This window comes from Polaribacter sp. MED152 (assembly GCF_000152945.2).
Classification (GTDB): Bacteria; Bacteroidota; Bacteroidia; order Flavobacteriales; family Flavobacteriaceae; genus Polaribacter.
On record NC_020830.1, the window covers coordinates 487,290 to 503,209 of the forward strand.

Annotated in this window: 14 protein-coding genes; 4 read left to right on the plus strand and 10 right to left on the minus strand. The window is 30.4% G+C overall.

All coding sequences use genetic code 11. The annotated features are described in order from the left end of the window. Positions 1-47 precede the first annotated feature (47 nt). Positions 48-6,545, minus strand: coding sequence for an Ig-like domain-containing protein (locus tag MED152_RS02260; protein ID WP_015480229.1), 6,498 nt, complete (start codon positions 6,543-6,545; stop codon positions 48-50). Positions 6,546-7,027: 482 nt separating this feature from the next. Between MED152_RS02260 and tsaE the strand changes: the two genes are divergently transcribed. The 3 genes from tsaE to MED152_RS02275 are packed head-to-tail and all read left to right on the plus strand — an operon-like array spanning position 7,028 to position 9,057. Continuing rightward, positions 7,028-7,435, plus strand: coding sequence for a tRNA (adenosine(37)-N6)-threonylcarbamoyltransferase complex ATPase subunit type 1 TsaE (tsaE, locus tag MED152_RS02265; protein ID WP_015480230.1), 408 nt, complete (start codon positions 7,028-7,030; stop codon positions 7,433-7,435). A gap of 9 nt (positions 7,436-7,444) precedes the next feature. Beyond that, a complete protein-coding gene (locus MED152_RS02270) occupies positions 7,445-8,641 on the plus strand; it encodes an alanine dehydrogenase (RefSeq protein WP_015480231.1) in 1,197 nt (398 codons plus the stop codon). A gap of 47 nt (positions 8,642-8,688) precedes the next feature. After that, complete coding sequence (locus tag MED152_RS02275; RefSeq protein ID WP_015480232.1) at positions 8,689-9,057, plus strand: DUF4258 domain-containing protein; 369 nt, start codon at positions 8,689-8,691, stop codon at positions 9,055-9,057. On the opposite strand, the gene MED152_RS02280 is transcribed toward MED152_RS02275, so the two are convergent. Continuing rightward, a complete protein-coding gene (locus MED152_RS02280; protein ID WP_015480233.1) occupies positions 9,058-9,645 on the minus strand; it encodes a YdeI family protein in 588 nt (195 codons plus the stop codon). Then, complete coding sequence (locus MED152_RS02285) at positions 9,638-10,327, minus strand: RNA methyltransferase (RefSeq protein WP_015480234.1); 690 nt, start codon at positions 10,325-10,327, stop codon at positions 9,638-9,640. The genes MED152_RS02280 and MED152_RS02285 overlap by 8 nt, the downstream gene beginning before the upstream one ends. 26 nt (positions 10,328-10,353) lie before the next feature. On the opposite strand from MED152_RS02285, the gene MED152_RS02290 reads away from it, so the two are divergent. Then, a complete protein-coding gene (locus MED152_RS02290; protein ID WP_015480235.1) occupies positions 10,354-11,037 on the plus strand; it encodes an NAD-dependent deacylase in 684 nt (227 codons plus the stop codon). On the opposite strand, the gene MED152_RS02295 is transcribed toward MED152_RS02290, so the two are convergent. The 7 genes from MED152_RS02295 to MED152_RS02325 form a co-directional block, all read right to left on the minus strand. Next, a complete protein-coding gene (locus tag MED152_RS02295; protein ID WP_015480236.1) occupies positions 11,027-11,275 on the minus strand; it encodes a hypothetical protein in 249 nt (82 codons plus the stop codon). The genes MED152_RS02290 and MED152_RS02295 overlap by 11 nt on opposite strands. 109 nt (positions 11,276-11,384) lie before the next feature. Then, the gene (locus tag MED152_RS02300) at positions 11,385-12,089 is read right to left on the minus strand and encodes a LytTR family DNA-binding domain-containing protein (RefSeq protein WP_015480237.1); all 705 of its coding nucleotides are present in this window, start codon (positions 12,087-12,089) and stop codon (positions 11,385-11,387) included. Positions 12,090-12,093: 4 nt separating this feature from the next. After that, positions 12,094-12,417, minus strand: coding sequence for a hypothetical protein (locus MED152_RS02305; RefSeq protein WP_015480238.1), 324 nt, complete (start codon positions 12,415-12,417; stop codon positions 12,094-12,096). Positions 12,418-12,419: 2 nt separating this feature from the next. Next, positions 12,420-13,466: an ATP-binding protein gene (locus MED152_RS02310; RefSeq protein WP_015480239.1), complete on the minus strand. Its 1,047-nt coding sequence runs from the start codon at positions 13,464-13,466 to the stop codon at positions 12,420-12,422. Further along, entirely contained in the window at positions 13,466-14,608 is a 1,143-nt protein-coding gene (locus MED152_RS02315; RefSeq protein ID WP_015480240.1) for an FIST signal transduction protein, read from the minus strand. The genes MED152_RS02310 and MED152_RS02315 overlap by 1 nt, the downstream gene beginning before the upstream one ends. 246 nt (positions 14,609-14,854) lie before the next feature. Next, positions 14,855-15,268, minus strand: coding sequence for a response regulator (locus tag MED152_RS02320; RefSeq protein WP_041383315.1), 414 nt, complete (start codon positions 15,266-15,268; stop codon positions 14,855-14,857). A gap of 135 nt (positions 15,269-15,403) precedes the next feature. Beyond that, complete coding sequence (locus tag MED152_RS02325) at positions 15,404-15,871, minus strand: DUF6495 family protein (protein WP_015480242.1); 468 nt, start codon at positions 15,869-15,871, stop codon at positions 15,404-15,406. Positions 15,872-15,920: the final 49 nt, after the last annotated feature.

A 15,920-nucleotide genomic window follows, 5' to 3' on the forward strand; every position in this document is an offset into this window, starting at 1 on the left:
AAATCAGCTCTTTTTTTCGAAAATACGATCCAAATTATAATTAGGGATTATTTTTTGAAAACTATTTTCTTGGTTCCAAAGTTTGCATTAGGAGATATAATTTTTAAGAACATTATTGAGTTTCTAACATTAAAATTAAATTCTAATTCATTGATTCCTGCTTTCAATTCTATAGTTTGATTTAAAATAACCTTACCAGTTACATCAAATAAATAAACCATTGCACTAGTTGCAGTTTCACTTTTTACTGTTGTTTTAACATAACCTACAGATGGGTTTGGATAAGCTGTAAAGCTATTATCAAATAAGTTACTTGAAGTATTTGATTTTGAAGCTACAGCAGATAAAGTTACGTTTACTGTTGCTGTAGATGCATCACCATTAGCATCTGTAATTGTATACACAAAACTGTCTGAAGTTATATTTTCATCATTTGTTGAATAGTAAGCTATTCTATCATCTGAAGGATCATTTTCTGTTCCATTATCGTCAATTTTAATTCTCATTCCGTTATTACTAGCTGTATCTGTTTTACCATTTAGTAATACTAAAGGATGATTTGCATTCTGGCCATCAGTTCCAAAATCATCATTTGCAGTTACATGTATATAAATAATTTGATTAGGCTCTGCTTCTGTTCTATTTACAGTTACTGCGTCATCTACTGCAGTTGGTGTACCATTTTGGAGTACAATTGCTTCTACAGTAATTGTAACCTTGGCACTAGAAGTATCTCCTGAATTATCTGTAATAGTATATGTAAAGGTATCTACACCTACAAAATTTGCAGCAGGGCTGTACAACACCTGATTGTTGGCTACACTTAAAGTTCCTCCTAAATCTGAATTAGCACCCACTGTTAGAGCATCATTTTGTGCTGCTCCATCATCACCATAGGTATCGTTTACTAAAACATCTATACTTGAAGAACTATCTTGATCTACTGTAACTGAATCATCTACTGCATTTGGCACATCTGTAGGAATTGCAACTGTAACAGTTACTGTTGCAGTTGATGCATCACCTGTAGCATCTGTAATTGTATAGTTAAATGAATCTTCTCCAACAAAATTTGCAGCAGGCTCATATACAATAACATCATCTGAAGTATCATTTGTACCTTTATTATCTACACTAATTAAAGCTCCATTTGCAGTAGCACTAGAAAGTGTACCATTTGTCATGGTTAACCCATTATCAATAGCACCATTTAAACCAAAATCGTCATTTAATAAAACATCAATTTCAGTTGAATTTTGTAATGCATTTATATTTACAGCATCATTATTAGCAGTAGGTGTTGCAACTGCTCCTGAACCAGTTACTGTTATTGAAACAGTAGCTATTACAGCATCTCCACTTGCATCTGTAATTCTATAGTTGAAAGTATCTTCTCCACTAAAATCTACACTTGGCGAATATAAAATTACATCATCAGATAAATCATTTGGAGTGTTATTATCACCAATAGTTAAAGAACCACCTTTAGCACTGGCATTTACCATAGATCCGTTTGCGAAGGTTAAAGGGTGTGTTGCATTAGGACCATCTGTTCCAAAATCATCGTTTACTGTTACATTTATAACATTATCTGAACTATTTTGATTTACAGTAATTGTATCATCTGTAGCAGTTGGAAGACCATTATCTGAAACTATTTCTGTTAAAGTAATAGTAACACTTGCTGTATCTGTATCTCCATTTACATCTTCTATAGTATAAGTAAAACTATCTACGCCTACAAAGCCTGTGGCTGGAGTATACACAACTAAATCATTTGCGATACTCAATTGTCCTCCTAAATCTGAGTTTGAAGGAACTGATAACGCATCACTTTGTGCAGCCCCATCTGTACCAAAACTATCATTAGATAAAACATCGATATTTATTGTTGAATCTTGTTCTAAAGTAAATGCATCATCTACAGCAAAAGGTACATCTTCTACTCTAGCAACAGTTACAGTAACTTCACCTATTGAAGCATCTCCACTTGCATCTGTAATTACATAGCTAAAAGTATCTGTACCTTCAAAACCTGTGGCTGGTGTATACATAAAAATATCATCTGATGTATCTGCGGTACTTTTATTGTCTATAGAAATGGTTGCACCATTTGCAGTGGCACTATTTAATGTTCCATTTGTCATGGTTAAACCTCCATCTATAAAACCATCTAAACCTGCTGTATCATTATATAAAACATTAATTTCATTATTTACACTATCTGTAAACACTGATACTGCATCGTTATTTGCTGTTGGTGTACCATTTACAACATCTCCTGCAATTACTGTAATTGTTACAGTTGCTGGGTCTGAAACTCCTGATGCATCTTCTAAGCTATATTCAAAAGTATCAATACCTGTGAAGTTTTCAGCTGGTGTATATTCTATTGTATAATCTAAAGGATTTCTAGAAAAATTATTCTTTACCACTAATGTACCTCCTTGAGAAGTTGTAAGATTATTAATAATTAATCTTCTTAATAGAACTCTAGCACCAATAATATCATTGTCAAAAATTGATATTTCATTACTTACGCTATTCTCATCTACTTCAACACTATCGTCAATTAAAGCTAAAAGCGTTAAATCTTCTTCTACAGTTACTGTTACAGTTGCAGTTGAAGCATCTCCATTTGCATCTGTAATTAAATAATTAAAGGTATCTGTTCCTGTAAAGTTTGTTGGAGGTGTATATGTGATATAATAATCTCCATAAGGTGAATTGTCATCATTTTTATTGATACAGAATAATGCTCCAATTGAAGTGGTTTGCATCATCCAACCTTTGTCTGTTGTTACTGGGTCATGACTTGTGATTGGTCCTTCGTTTCCAAAAGAATCGTTAGGTAAAATATCTATTACTGCTCTAACACTATTCTGAGTTATAGTAATTACATCATTTTGTGCAACAGGAACATCATTTACAAATTCTGCAGGTGTAACCATTACTGTTACTGTTGCAGTTGATGTTTGTGCTGTAGCATCTGTAATTGTATAATTAAAAGAGTCTGTACCACTAAATCCTGTTGCTGGTGTATACACAATTTTGTCATCTACAATCGAAATTGAAGCTCCATTTGTGATTGTTGGAACATTAATAGCGAACGAATTATTTTGTGCTCTACCTTCTGAACCAAAAGCATCATTTATTAAAACGTCTATAATATTATCTGAACTATCTTGTTCTAAAACTACTGCATCATTTTCTGCAGTTGGCACATCAAAAATTTCTACTTCTACAGTAATTGTAACTGTAGCTGTTGAAGCATCTCCATTTATATCTGTTATTGTATAATCAAAAGTATCTTCACCAACAAAACCTGTTTGCGGTACATAGTTAATAACATCATCTGTAGTTGTATTAGTGCCTTTATTGTCTACAAAAATGATTCCTCCATTAGATGTAGCACTACTTAAAGTACCATTTGTCATGGTTAAACCACTATCAATTAAACCATCTAATCCTTCACTATCATTTGATAAGACATTAAATTCATTTGATAAACTTTCTGAATAAACTGTATAGGCATCATTAACAGCAGTTGGACTTGTACTGTCATTATTACCTTCTACAACTGTTACTGTAACAAGAGCTGAAGTTGCATCTCCATCAGTATCAGTTAAGATATAAGTAAATGTATCTTCACCAACAAAATCGGCAGCTGGTGTGTATAAAATAACATCATCTAATAAGTTATTAGGGGTATTATTATCAGAGATAGTAAGTAAAGCACCATTATTACTAGCACTATTTAAGCTTCCGTTTAAAAAGGTGAAAGGATGTTCTACATTCGCTTCATTACCTCCAAAATCATCATTAGATAATACATCAATACTATTATTCGTGCTATTTTTATCTACTGTTGCAACATCATCTGTTGGTACTGGAATAATTGGCCTTACAATAATAGTAACAGTTGCTGTTGCTGAATCTCCATTTGTATCTTCTAAAGTATACGTAAAAGAATCTGAACCATTATAGTTTGGTTTTGGTGTAAATTGAATAAAATCATCAGTTACATCTGTTGTGCCATTATCGTTTAAAACAACAGTTCCGTTTTCCGTAGATGTTGCTCCACTAATTGTAAAACTTAAAGCACCATCTGTACCAAAACTATCATTAACTAAAACGTTTAAAGTGTTGTTAGATGAATCTTGATTTAAAGTAAATGTATCATTTACTGGTTCAGGTACAACTGCTAGAACGTTAATAGTTACTGTAATGTTTTCTGTTTCATCTCCATTACCATCTGTAATTGTGTAGGTAAAAGAATCTTCACCTACAAACTGCACTACTGGAGTATAAACAACCTCATTGTCTGAGTTTAGGCTAATTGAACCACCTTCTGTTGTGTTTGCTCCAATAGTTAAGCTACCAAAACCATCTAAATCTATATCATCATTATCTAAAACATCCAAAATGTTGTTTGAACTATCTTCGAATACAGATAATGCATCTGCAGAACCACTAGGCAATCTGTTAATAGTAATAGAAACAGTAGCTGTTGTTTTATCTCCATTTCCATCTTCTATACCATACACAAAAGAGTCTGTAGTTACATTACCTGTAGGTGTATACTCTATACTATTGTTCTGTAAATTTACATTTACTGTTCCATTAGATGGCGCAGTTTCTATATAAATTGAATTTGTATTTGCAGCTGCATCAGGACCAAAAGAATCGTTAGTTAATACTAAAATTGAGTTGTTTGTAGTACCTTCTGTTACTACAATTGCATCGTTTGATGCTGATGGTAAACCATTAACAATTACAGTTCTTGATACCACTGTAGATTCATTGTTTGAACCGTCTAAAGCTTTGTAAGTTAATGTATAACTACCAGAATTATTGGTGTCTACTGTACCAGTTATTTGTATTGTTGTGGTAGAGCAATTATCTGCACCTGTTGCTCCAGGATCAGTAAAAGTTGTACCATGTAAAATATTAATTGTCTCATCTCCATTTAAAGTGATAGTTGGTACAATATTATCTACAACTGTTATTGTAGCTGTTGCCGAAGCCGAATTATTTGCTTCATCTGTAACTGTTAAGGTTACTGTGTTACTACCTAAATTGGCACAGTTAAAAGTATCATTGTCTAAACTTAAAGTTAAATTTGATGAAACATTATCTGATGAACCATTATTTACTTGAGCTGCAGTAATTAAAGCAGCTCCATTAGTATCTAAACTTACTTCTAAATTTTGTACTACTACTGTTGGTGGTGTAGTATCTGTATTATTACTTAACCCATTATTGAATATGTAAGCAGAGCCTGAACTACTACCATTATCATCATTCGCATAAGCTCCAATAATAATGTTATTTCCATCAATTGCTGAGGCCAATCCAAAATAATCATTTGAAGCCCCATCTGAAGCAAGTAATTTAGATTGTTGAGACCATGCTGTACCATTTCTTTGAAAAACGTAGGCAGATCCTGAATTAGATCCTTTGTCATCATCTAACCTAGCACCTACAACAACTACATCTCCAGAAATATCTACAGAAATACTAAATTGGTCTCCTGCTGCTGCATCTATAGCTGTGATTATGCTTTCTTCCATCCATCCAGAATTTGTCTTATGATATATATATGCAGAGCCTGAATCACCTAAATTTGAGTTATCATTACCAAACGCTCCCACTACTATATAATCTCCATCAATTCCTATAGATTGATAACTAAAATAATCGTATGCACTTGCATCTGAAGCCGTTAATTTAGCTTCTTGGGTCCATGTATTTCCATCATTATTAAAAATATAGGCAGCACCAGCATAGCTATTATCACCAAATGCGCCTACCAATATATTATTTCCACTAATGTCTACAGCCCTGCCAAACTCTTTATATTGAGAAACATCTGCAGGTTGAATTTTTTGGGTTTGGGTCCATGATGACCCATTATAGTTAAAAACATATGCACTTCCAGAATTTACACCATTATTGTCTGTATACATTGCACCAATCACAGCTGTATTACCATCAATGGCAACATCATAGCCAAAATGATCGTATTGAACACCATCTGAAGCCAATAGTTTAGCTTCTTGATTCCACGTATTTCCAGATTTTCTAAAAACAAAAGCAGCACCATTTCTTTGGTTATTAGTTACATCATAAAAGGCACCCACTATAACTAAATCTCCTTTAATGGCAACAGAATTCCCAAAATATTCTGAAGATGCTGCGTCATTTGGAATTAGTTTAACTTGCTCTTCCCAAGTATTTAAAGCAATATTATATTTTAAAATATAAGCAGATCCAGAATTTGAACCATTATCATCATTACCTCTTGCTCCAACAATAGCGTATTCTCCATCAATAGCTACGTCATACGCATAGAAATCACTAGCAGCAGCATCAGAGGCTGTAGCTTTTACAATTTCAGTCCAGGTTTGTGCATTTAAGCCAGAGTTATAAGTTATTGTAAGCAAAAGTGCTATTACAAAATTATAATCTTTAAAAAACTTGTTACAAGTTTCTTTTAAGTTATTTACACAAGTAAATAACCTACAATAGGTAGTTTTTAACATCTTAAAGAGGATTTAATGTTAGTTAAAGTTTGGTTAGTATGTGAAAATTATGAGTATTTAAGAATCTTAAGTTGTGATTCTTGATAATTGTATATACAGATTTGCATAAACAACCTTTGTAAAGTAGTTTTCATTTTAGAGGTATTAAGGGGTTAAAAATAGATCGCTTATTATTTTTTCTGAATAACAAACTGGAATAAAATTACTTAAATTCTTGATTGCTAAGTTATAACGAAATTGATAATTAAAGGTATCATTAATAATACATTTTGTATTTTATTTCATAAAATACTGTTTATCAGTACTTTAAATTTAATGAATTCTGTAATTTTAACAAATGAGTTGCTGAAAATGAGTACAAAGAAGTACTAATTAAATAGCCTTTTCACATTAAATTTAGTTCTAAAAAGCGAATTGTAACAAAATACTAAAATTTATTAGGGAATTACAATCTATATAAAATAACTCCTTATTTTTACCTTATGATTACTACATACTCGTTAAACGATTTGCCAAAAGTGGCTAATTCTATTATTACCAATGCAAAGCATAAAGTATTACTTTTTTACGGAGAAATGGGCGTAGGAAAAACAACTTTAATTAAACAAATTTGCAAAGAACTTGGTACAGAAGATAACATCTCTTCACCCACCTTTTCTTTAGTTAATGAATATATTACCCATGATAACAATACCTTGTATCATTTTGATTTCTATAGAATTAATCATGAAGAAGAGGCTTTAGATATAGGAGTTGAAGATTATTTTTATAGCGATAATTGGTGTTTAATTGAATGGCCAGAGAATATCGAAAATTTATTACCTTTAGATGCTGTTGCAATTCATCTTTCTATTTTAGAGGATGGTCAACGTAAAATTGAACTAAAATAAATACACTATATGAGCCAGTTTTCTCCTTTTAGTAAAGAAGAATTATTACCACAAACAGAAATGTTGGAAATAAAGAAAAAGAAAGGAGAACTTTTTATTGGTCTACCCAAAGAATCTCATTTAGGAGAAAAACGTGTTTGTTTAACTCCAGACGCTGTAACCGCTTTAACTGCTAATGGTCATAGAATTGTTATAGAAACTGGTGCTGGAGATGGCGCAAATTTTACAGACAAAGAATATTCGGAAGCAGGTGCAAAAATTTCTTATGATACAGAAGAAGCATTTAAATGTAATATCATATTAAAAGTTGCACCACCTACTGAACAAGAAATTGAATATATAAATCCTCAGGCAGTATTAATATCATCACTTCAGCTAAAAACTCAATCTAAAAAGTATTTTGAGTGTTTGGCTAAAAAAAGAATTACGGCTGTTGCATTCGATTATATTAAGGATGAACATAATACGTTTCCTGTAGTAAAATCACTAAGTGAAATTGCAGGGACAGCTTCTGTATTGATAGCAGGTGAATTAATGAGTGGTGTTAATAAAGGTAATGGATTGTTATTTGGTAATATTGGTGGAGTGCCACCTACTAGTGTAGTTATTTTTGGAGCTGGTACTGTAGGCGAATATGCAGCAAGAACAGCTTTAGGTTTAGGTGCAAGAGTAAAGGTTTTTGACAATTCAATATCCAAATTAAGAAAATTACAACATGGCTTATCATCACCTATTTATACATCAACTTTACAACCAAAATCTGTTTCTAAAGCTTTAATGAGATGTGATGTTGCTATTGGTGCTATAAGAGGTAAAAACAGATCTCCTATTTGCGCCACAGAAACTATGGTAGAAACCATGAAAGAAGGGTCTATTATAGTTGATGTTAGTATTGATAGAGGTGGTTGTTTTGAAACTTCAAATGTAACCTCGCACAACAAACCAACTTTTGTGAAGCATGGAGTAATTCATTATTGTGTGCCTAATATTCCTGCAAGATACTCTAGAACAGCTTCTGTTTCAATAAGTAATATATTTACACCTTATTTATTAAATATTGCTGAAGAAGGTGGTTTTGAAAATGCTGCCAGATTTGATAAAAGTCTAAGGAATGGAATGTATTTTTATCATGGAATTTTAACAAATAAAACTGTAGCAGAATGGTTCGATTTGCCATTTAGAGATATCAATTTATTAATTTTGTAATTCTTTTCTGAACTTAAAATCTTAAATTTGCCACTCAAAATTTATTGATGTTACTAAAACGTATTGGATATTTTTTAATTGGTGCTAGTATTAGTTCTATTGGGGTGTATTTTTTCTGGCAAAAGAAAAACGCCACTTTTGATTATGGTATGGATGCTAGAACGCTTAAAACTATTAGAATTAGAGAAAGAGTCTATTCTAATGAGGCCAAAAAAGTGATGCAAACTTCAGATATTGATAGCCTTAAGATAGAAAAGATTTTAAACTTTGGCGATGTGGATTTTGGGAAAGGAAAACCAAGACAGAAGCCTTGTGCTGAGTACTTTGTTACTGGAAAGAAAGAATTAGAAAATGTTAGTTTATACATTTCTAGATGCGACTCTACTTCTACTATTCAAAAAATAATGATACAATAATTATTTATATTTATCATTTAAGCCTTTTCCTGCTTTAATTAGAGGAATAATTTTCTCAATTCTAGAATTTTTAGTGTTTTCTCTTTTGGCTGTAGAAATATACTCAGCATATTCTCTTTGCTTTGATAAGGTTAACTTATAAAATGCAACCTTTAGAGCTTTATTAGAATTCAAAACCAATTTAAGTTCAGAAGGTAAAGCAACAGGCTTGGTATTTCTAGTTGGTTTAATTTCTTTACCAGCTTTACAGTTTTCAATTGCTTCTAAAACATAAATCTTAACTAGCTCTTTATCAATTTCAGCAATAGAGCTAAATCTCATTTGCCTTAAAGCTTTTGTTTTATTCTCTTGAGCATTGATTAATAGATTTGCTTTATCCTTTAAAAATACCCCTTGATGAAACCAAAGACCCACATAATTTTTAAAAGCTGACATTCCTAAAATATTTTTACCATTAAAAATATAAGCAGGTATACCCCATTTTATATCTTCAACTAAAGGCAACTCATTTAAAATTGAACGAAGTAAAACTAACTCTTCTTTCCAAAAATCTTGTTTGGTAATGTATTCCGTAATTTCCTTATTCATCCTCTAATTGTTGGTAAAACCTTTCTTCTATTTTAGTAACATTCTTAATAGTTTCTTTAATCCATTGCAGATATAGTTGTTCCTTTTCATCGTTAGAAAGCATCCAATCAATACGTGAATTTTTAAGTCTAGTTGTTACATCTTGTAAAATAATAGCTGCAGCTACAGAAATGTTAAAACTTTCTGTAAACCCAACCATCGGAATTTTTAAAAAACCATCTGCATGTTCTTTTACAGTATCTGAAATACCTGTTGCTTCTGCTCCAAAAACAAAAGCCGTTTTTTTATCAATTTTGAAATCTTGTAAAAGATTGGCATCAGCATGTGGAGAGGTTGCTATAATCTGATATCCAGCTGTTTTTAAATGATTTAAACATGTTTTCGTATTATCACCATCTGTTTTGTATCTTTTAGTGGTAATCCATTTCTGGGCACCTTTTGTAACATATTTAGATACTCTATTAATGTACCTATTCTCTATAACATGTAAATCTTGAACACCAAAAATATCGCAGGTTCTAACTACTGCACTTGCATTATGAGGTTGATAAATATCTTCTAAAACAACTGTAAAATGTCTAGTTCTTTCTGCCAAAACTTTCTGAAAAGTCTGTTTTCTTTTGTCAGTCAAAAAACCTTCTAGATACTCCAATAACTTTTTATCTACCATAAATACAAACATATCATTTTATTATTATTTTTACTAATATGAAAAATGTAGTAGTACTTACAGGTGCAGGAATTTCCGCAGATAGTGGTATAAAAACTTTTAGAGATGCTGATGGTTTATGGGAAGGTCATGATGTTATGGAAGTTGCCTCTCCAAGAGGTTTTAGAAATAATCCTGAATTAGTTTTAGACTTTTATAATCAAAGAAGAAGGCAATTGTTAGAGGTAGAACCTAATAAAGCGCATTTAAATTTAAAGAAATTAGAAAAATATTATAAGGTAAATATCATTACTCAAAATGTAGATGATTTGCACGAAAGAGCAGGTAGTATTGCTATTACTCATTTGCATGGAGAGCTATTAAAAGTTAGAAGCACTAAAAATGAAGCAGATGTTCTAAATTGGAAGAAAGATTTAAATTTAGGTGATGTTTGTAAATTAGGATATCAATTAAGACCACATATTGTATGGTTTGGAGAAATGGTACCTATGTTAGATAAAGCAATAGAAATTACGAAAAGAGCTGATATTCTAGTGGTAATTGGCACTTCTATGCAAGTATATCCTGCAGCTAGTTTAATTGAGTTTATAGGTAATGAAGTTCCTATTTATTTTATAGACCCTAAACCAAATATAAATAGGCATTTATTTAATAAGCTAACAGTTATTAGTGATAATGCAACTAACGGAACTGATAAATTATTAGAAATTCTTAAGCTGTAAACGGTCTTACTAAACTTTTTCTACCCATTTCAGAAACACACATTAACTCTGCAATGTGAATTACTTTTAGAAAGGTTAAGCTTAGTCCCATATTAACACTTTCATCAAGGGTTACTTCGTTTTCAGTTTTTATAGAAGATTTGGCTTTTTCAATCTGACGTTCACTAAGATCGCCATAAGAGTTGATATTTAAAGCTGTAACAATTAAGGAAACTAGAATTATTAGGGATTTTCTCATGATATTTTCTTTATATCATAAAGATAACCCCAATTTGAACCTTAAAGATTAAACTTCGCTTTGTACAAATTTACTGTAGACGAATGAAACTTAAGTTACGATTAGAAACTTATAACAGATCTAAACGCTTCATTAATTCTGGTCTGTTAGATCTACTTACAGGAATTACATCCTTTTTAATTAAAACACTATTATCCTCTATATCAATAATATGTTTTACATTTATTATATAAGATCTATGGACTTTTAGAAATAAAGAATCTGGTAACTTTTCCTCTATTTTTTTAAGTGTAGAGTGCACTATATAATTCTTCTCTTCAGTTTTAATATTGATATAATCACCTTTAGCTTCAATTAGATAAATACTAGGCAAATCAATCTTTATAAGCCTTCTATCAATATTTACATAAAAGTCATTTTTTATTACTGGAGCAGGAGTTGCTTTTTCTTTTTTAGCAACTGCTAATGCCTTTTGCGCTTTCTGTATTGCCTTTTTAAATCTAGGTAATTCTACTGGCTTTAAAAGGTAATCTACAATAAAATCAAACTCAAAAGCCTCTATTGCATACTTTGCATCTGTTGTAGTAAAAATAACTTTTGGTGGGTCTTTTAATGTTTTTATAAAATCTACTCCACTAAAAGCTGGCATATGAATATCTAAGAAAATTAAATCTACCTTATTTTCATTTAAATACTTTATGGCCTCAATAGCATCAGAAAATTCTTCAACTAGGTTTACATCTTTAATTTCATTACACAGCGTTTTAATAATTACGCGTGCCATTTTTTCATCGTCTATTACTATACAATTCATGTTTCTAAATAGTTTTTAAATATTTAGTAATTGCTGCAAGTGTATTTTCAAATTCTTCTTGTAAACCTTGGTTGGATTGATTGTTTCGAAGTACTTCTTCTAATTTCACAGCACTGTTATAACTAGTTTCTAAGCCCAAAATACTAAATTTATGTTTAATGCGATGAACGTTACTCGCAATAATTTCAGAATTTTTAGTTTTTAAGCATTCAAAATATTCTTTTTTCTCATCAGGAAATTCATCTTTAATCACTTGAATTAAAGTTTGTCTTATTGAGTCATCTCCTCTGGCCAATTGTTCTATATAATTTAAATTGGGTTCTATCATAGCTACTTTCTTAAAGTAAATATTACAAGTGTTTCTTCACCTGGGTTCGATTTTATTTCAATATTACCATAATAAACTTCCACAATCTTTTTGGCAATAGATAGACCTATACCTGAAGATTGATTGTCATTATTTAATTTTTGAAAAGCATTAAAAATTTTATCTAAATACTGATTTTCTATTCCTTTTCCATTATCCTTAACACAAAATTTCCAGTAGTTTTTCTCTTCTTCAAATAGAATTTCAACCAAGCCATTCTCACCTTTATCATTGTATTTAATGGCGTTATCTATTAAATGATAAAAAAGTAAATTTAATCGATATGTATCACCACTAATTATTGGTAGATTGTCTTGAATTTTGATTTCTATTTTATTAGGATTTTTGATTAATTTTAATAAACTTTTTAATAAATCATTTAAATCAATATCTCGCTTTTTATTGTGAATTTTATCAATATTAGTATACTCGTAAACATTTTTTATTAGAGAATCCATCTTTTCTACATTCTCGCCAATTAAACGAAGTATATCTTTACCACCTTCATCTATTTGATCTTGATAATCTGTCTTTAACCAAGTAGTTAACGCTTCTATACTTTGTAAGGGTGATTGTAAATCATGAGAAATCATTTGAGCATAATCATTCAGTTCTGCATTTTGCTTTTCTAAATTAGAAAGTAAAAGATCTTTCTGCTTATTAATTTCTATAATTTCTTTGGTTTGATTATCAATAAAATCTACTAATTTTAAAGAATCTGATTCTTCTAAATTATTGGTTTCATCTAAACCATAAAACTTTAATGTATTAATTACATTATTAAGTTTAGCTATTATTTCTTTTTGAGCTTCTGATTCTTCTCTTAACTGCTGATTAGATTCAAAAAGTTCTTCTGAACTTATAGATGCAGCTCTTTGCAACATTTTAAATTGCTCATCAGAAGTATTATAAGACCTTTCAATGGCCTCTAAAAATTCATTTAAGTCATCATCTGACTTAAATTTTTCGGGTAAATATTTACGAATTTGTCTTTTAAGTAAAGAGTTCATTACTCGCTTATTAATGTAATTGCCATTGTTTGATTGTGCAGTTGACAATTAGTTTCATCTTCAAAAGGAGCAATTTCTCCATAAGAATAAAAACCGCTTACTAACGTATTTGCACCAATTACTTCCATAACTTCTTCTACTTCCTCCTCTACTCTTTGATCTAGCACCAATTTTCTACCAATACAACTAACTAATATGGCTAATTCAGGTGCATTTTTTCTTTCAGCTAATGCTTTTTCAGCACCAATTTCTGCTGCATTTACAATGCTATCTACATTTGTCATCATTAACTGTACTTGAGATCCTTCTAAAATATCTCCAGCTAAAATCATAGAATTGTCTTCTTCATTAATATTTAAAATGGTTCTAACAATCGATTTTTTATCATCTTTAGATTTTACATTTAAAGGATATAATAAGGCAGCACCTGGTAATTCTTTAGATTTTTCTCCTAAATAGGTTTTGTATAAGTCTAAGGCTGGTTTACCATCAATTTCGTACAATATATTATCTTTCGATTTGGTAACTAATCTTTCTGGTCCAAAAGGTGTCCATCCTCCATTAGAGGCAAAAGAAATTTCTAAAGATTCTCCATACAAACCAATAGCAATAATTTCACCTTCTTTTGGCAACTCGTTGTAAGAAGAAAGTGTTTTTTCAAATCTTGCTGCATCTCCACATAGTGCGCCTGTAACAATTAAATCTTGGTCTGAAGCTGAGTTCATACCAATAGCCAATTGACTTCCATTAATAAAACTACCATCAGAAATAATAAAAACGTGTTTTAAATTTTCTTGAGGTAATTGTTTTATAAGTTCTTTACCAACTTCTGTACTATTTAAACTTTCTTGATTCTCGCTAATTACGTTGGTAGTTTTAATAACAAAACTACTTTTTTCAAACTCTATAGCTGTTACAACAATAGATTCATCATCTACAGACTCTGATGTAATATTACCCGAGGTTGAACCAAAAACAAGATGACCATCAGGAAAAATAGATTTAATTTCATCATAAACAGATTCTGCTTCTAACAAATATCTACTGCCAAAAATTAAAACCAAAGGTGCTTTTAAAGTTTGTTTATCAGTAATAAATTTAAACTCTGAATTTGCTTCCCTTTTTAATTGTACAGTTTTCATTATTCTATATTTGGTTAGAGGTTTACTAAGTTATAATATTGATTGTATTATGCATAGTATAAGCACTAAATTTACAATCTTTTTGGCAATACATAATCTATTTCTGTAAGAATATTATAACAAAAATAAAAAATTATTAAAAAGAACGTTAAAACAAAGTTGCTGATAGCCAAAAGTTTAAAAAACAGATTTAGAAATTAAAATGATGATAAAGTAGGTAATAAAGAATTTAAAAAAGTAAAGTTTTTATACTTTTCTTAATTCATTCACGCTCCAATATGCCAAAACTTTTTCAATTTTTTTGACATAATCCTCATATTTAAGTGGCTTTAATACATAACCAGACATCCCTGTTTTGTAACATTCAATTAGGTCTGATTGATTACTAGAAGTAGTTAATATTACTGTAGGAATATGTAACAATTCCTCATTAGCTTTAATGATTTTCAAAAATTCAATTCCGCTAATTTTAGGCATGTTAAGATCTAATAAAATTAAATCTGGTATGTTTGATTTATCTTCTAAAAATTTTAGAGCTTCCTCTCCATTCTTTGCCTCATGAAGCGTATGGTTTAATTTTAATAATGAAATGGTTCTTTTCATTTTCATTATTTCGATTAAATTATCTTCTACAAGTAATATTTTAAGGTTTTTTTCCAACTCTGCAATTTTTGTTTTAATATTAACTACAGCAAAGTAAATCTAAACTAATTTACTTTATTAAAATTAGTGTTAGAAAGTAATTTGCATTCGATTAAATACCAATAAGTGTCGACGAATGAAATTTAACTTTATTTAAGAGACTAAACTATTTATATAATCGTAAATCTCTCCTTTAGAAATTGAACTACCTTTTTCTATTAAATCAAAGATTTCTAAATTTCTTTCACCATTGTAAGATTTACTTCCTTTAAAAATTTCTACAGAATTGTCCATAGGGTTTTGCATGAGCCATTCAAAACCTTTTTGCTCTAATAAATTAATATCCCAATTGACTTTAATAGCAATTCTGTGAATTTGTTCATCTTCACATTTAAACAAGTTTGCAGAAGTTTTAGAAAAATGTTCTACATAGTTTACTTTTGTTAAAACATCATCCCAAACCAAATCCGAAAAAATATTCATTTCTTCTTCTGCTACCTTAGGTTTATTGGTCTTAATATCTTGCCATTCTTTTACGTCTATACTTTGTGTTGCTAAAAACTGAGCAAACTCTTTATGCAAACTTTCAAATTGTTCTTTGGTAAGTTGTCTATATTTCATTTTGTTCCATTAAAAAACCGCTCAAAAAGTTTTGAGCGGTTCAAATATC

Bases quoted from the DNA above. Each gene is read 5' to 3' on its own strand.
- MED152_RS02260 (WP_015480229.1), bottom strand. From the start codon at position 6,545: ATGTTAAAAACTACCTATTGTAGGTTATTTACTTGTGTAAATAACTTA.
- tsaE (WP_015480230.1), top strand. From the start codon at position 7,028: ATGATTACTACATACTCGTTAAACGATTTGCCAAAAGTGGCTAATTCT.
- MED152_RS02270 (WP_015480231.1), top strand. From the start codon at position 7,445: ATGAGCCAGTTTTCTCCTTTTAGTAAAGAAGAATTATTACCACAAACA.
- MED152_RS02275 (WP_015480232.1), top strand. From the start codon at position 8,689: ATGTTACTAAAACGTATTGGATATTTTTTAATTGGTGCTAGTATTAGT.
- MED152_RS02280 (WP_015480233.1), bottom strand. From the start codon at position 9,645: ATGAATAAGGAAATTACGGAATACATTACCAAACAAGATTTTTGGAAA.
- MED152_RS02285 (WP_015480234.1), bottom strand. From the start codon at position 10,327: ATGTTTGTATTTATGGTAGATAAAAAGTTATTGGAGTATCTAGAAGGT.
- MED152_RS02290 (WP_015480235.1), top strand. From the start codon at position 10,354: ATGAAAAATGTAGTAGTACTTACAGGTGCAGGAATTTCCGCAGATAGT.
- MED152_RS02295 (WP_015480236.1), bottom strand. From the start codon at position 11,275: ATGAGAAAATCCCTAATAATTCTAGTTTCCTTAATTGTTACAGCTTTA.
- MED152_RS02300 (WP_015480237.1), bottom strand. From the start codon at position 12,089: ATGAATTGTATAGTAATAGACGATGAAAAAATGGCACGCGTAATTATT.
- MED152_RS02305 (WP_015480238.1), bottom strand. From the start codon at position 12,417: ATGATAGAACCCAATTTAAATTATATAGAACAATTGGCCAGAGGAGAT.
- MED152_RS02310 (WP_015480239.1), bottom strand. From the start codon at position 13,466: ATGAACTCTTTACTTAAAAGACAAATTCGTAAATATTTACCCGAAAAA.
- MED152_RS02315 (WP_015480240.1), bottom strand. From the start codon at position 14,608: ATGAAAACTGTACAATTAAAAAGGGAAGCAAATTCAGAGTTTAAATTT.
- MED152_RS02325 (WP_015480242.1), bottom strand. From the start codon at position 15,871: ATGAAATATAGACAACTTACCAAAGAACAATTTGAAAGTTTGCATAAA.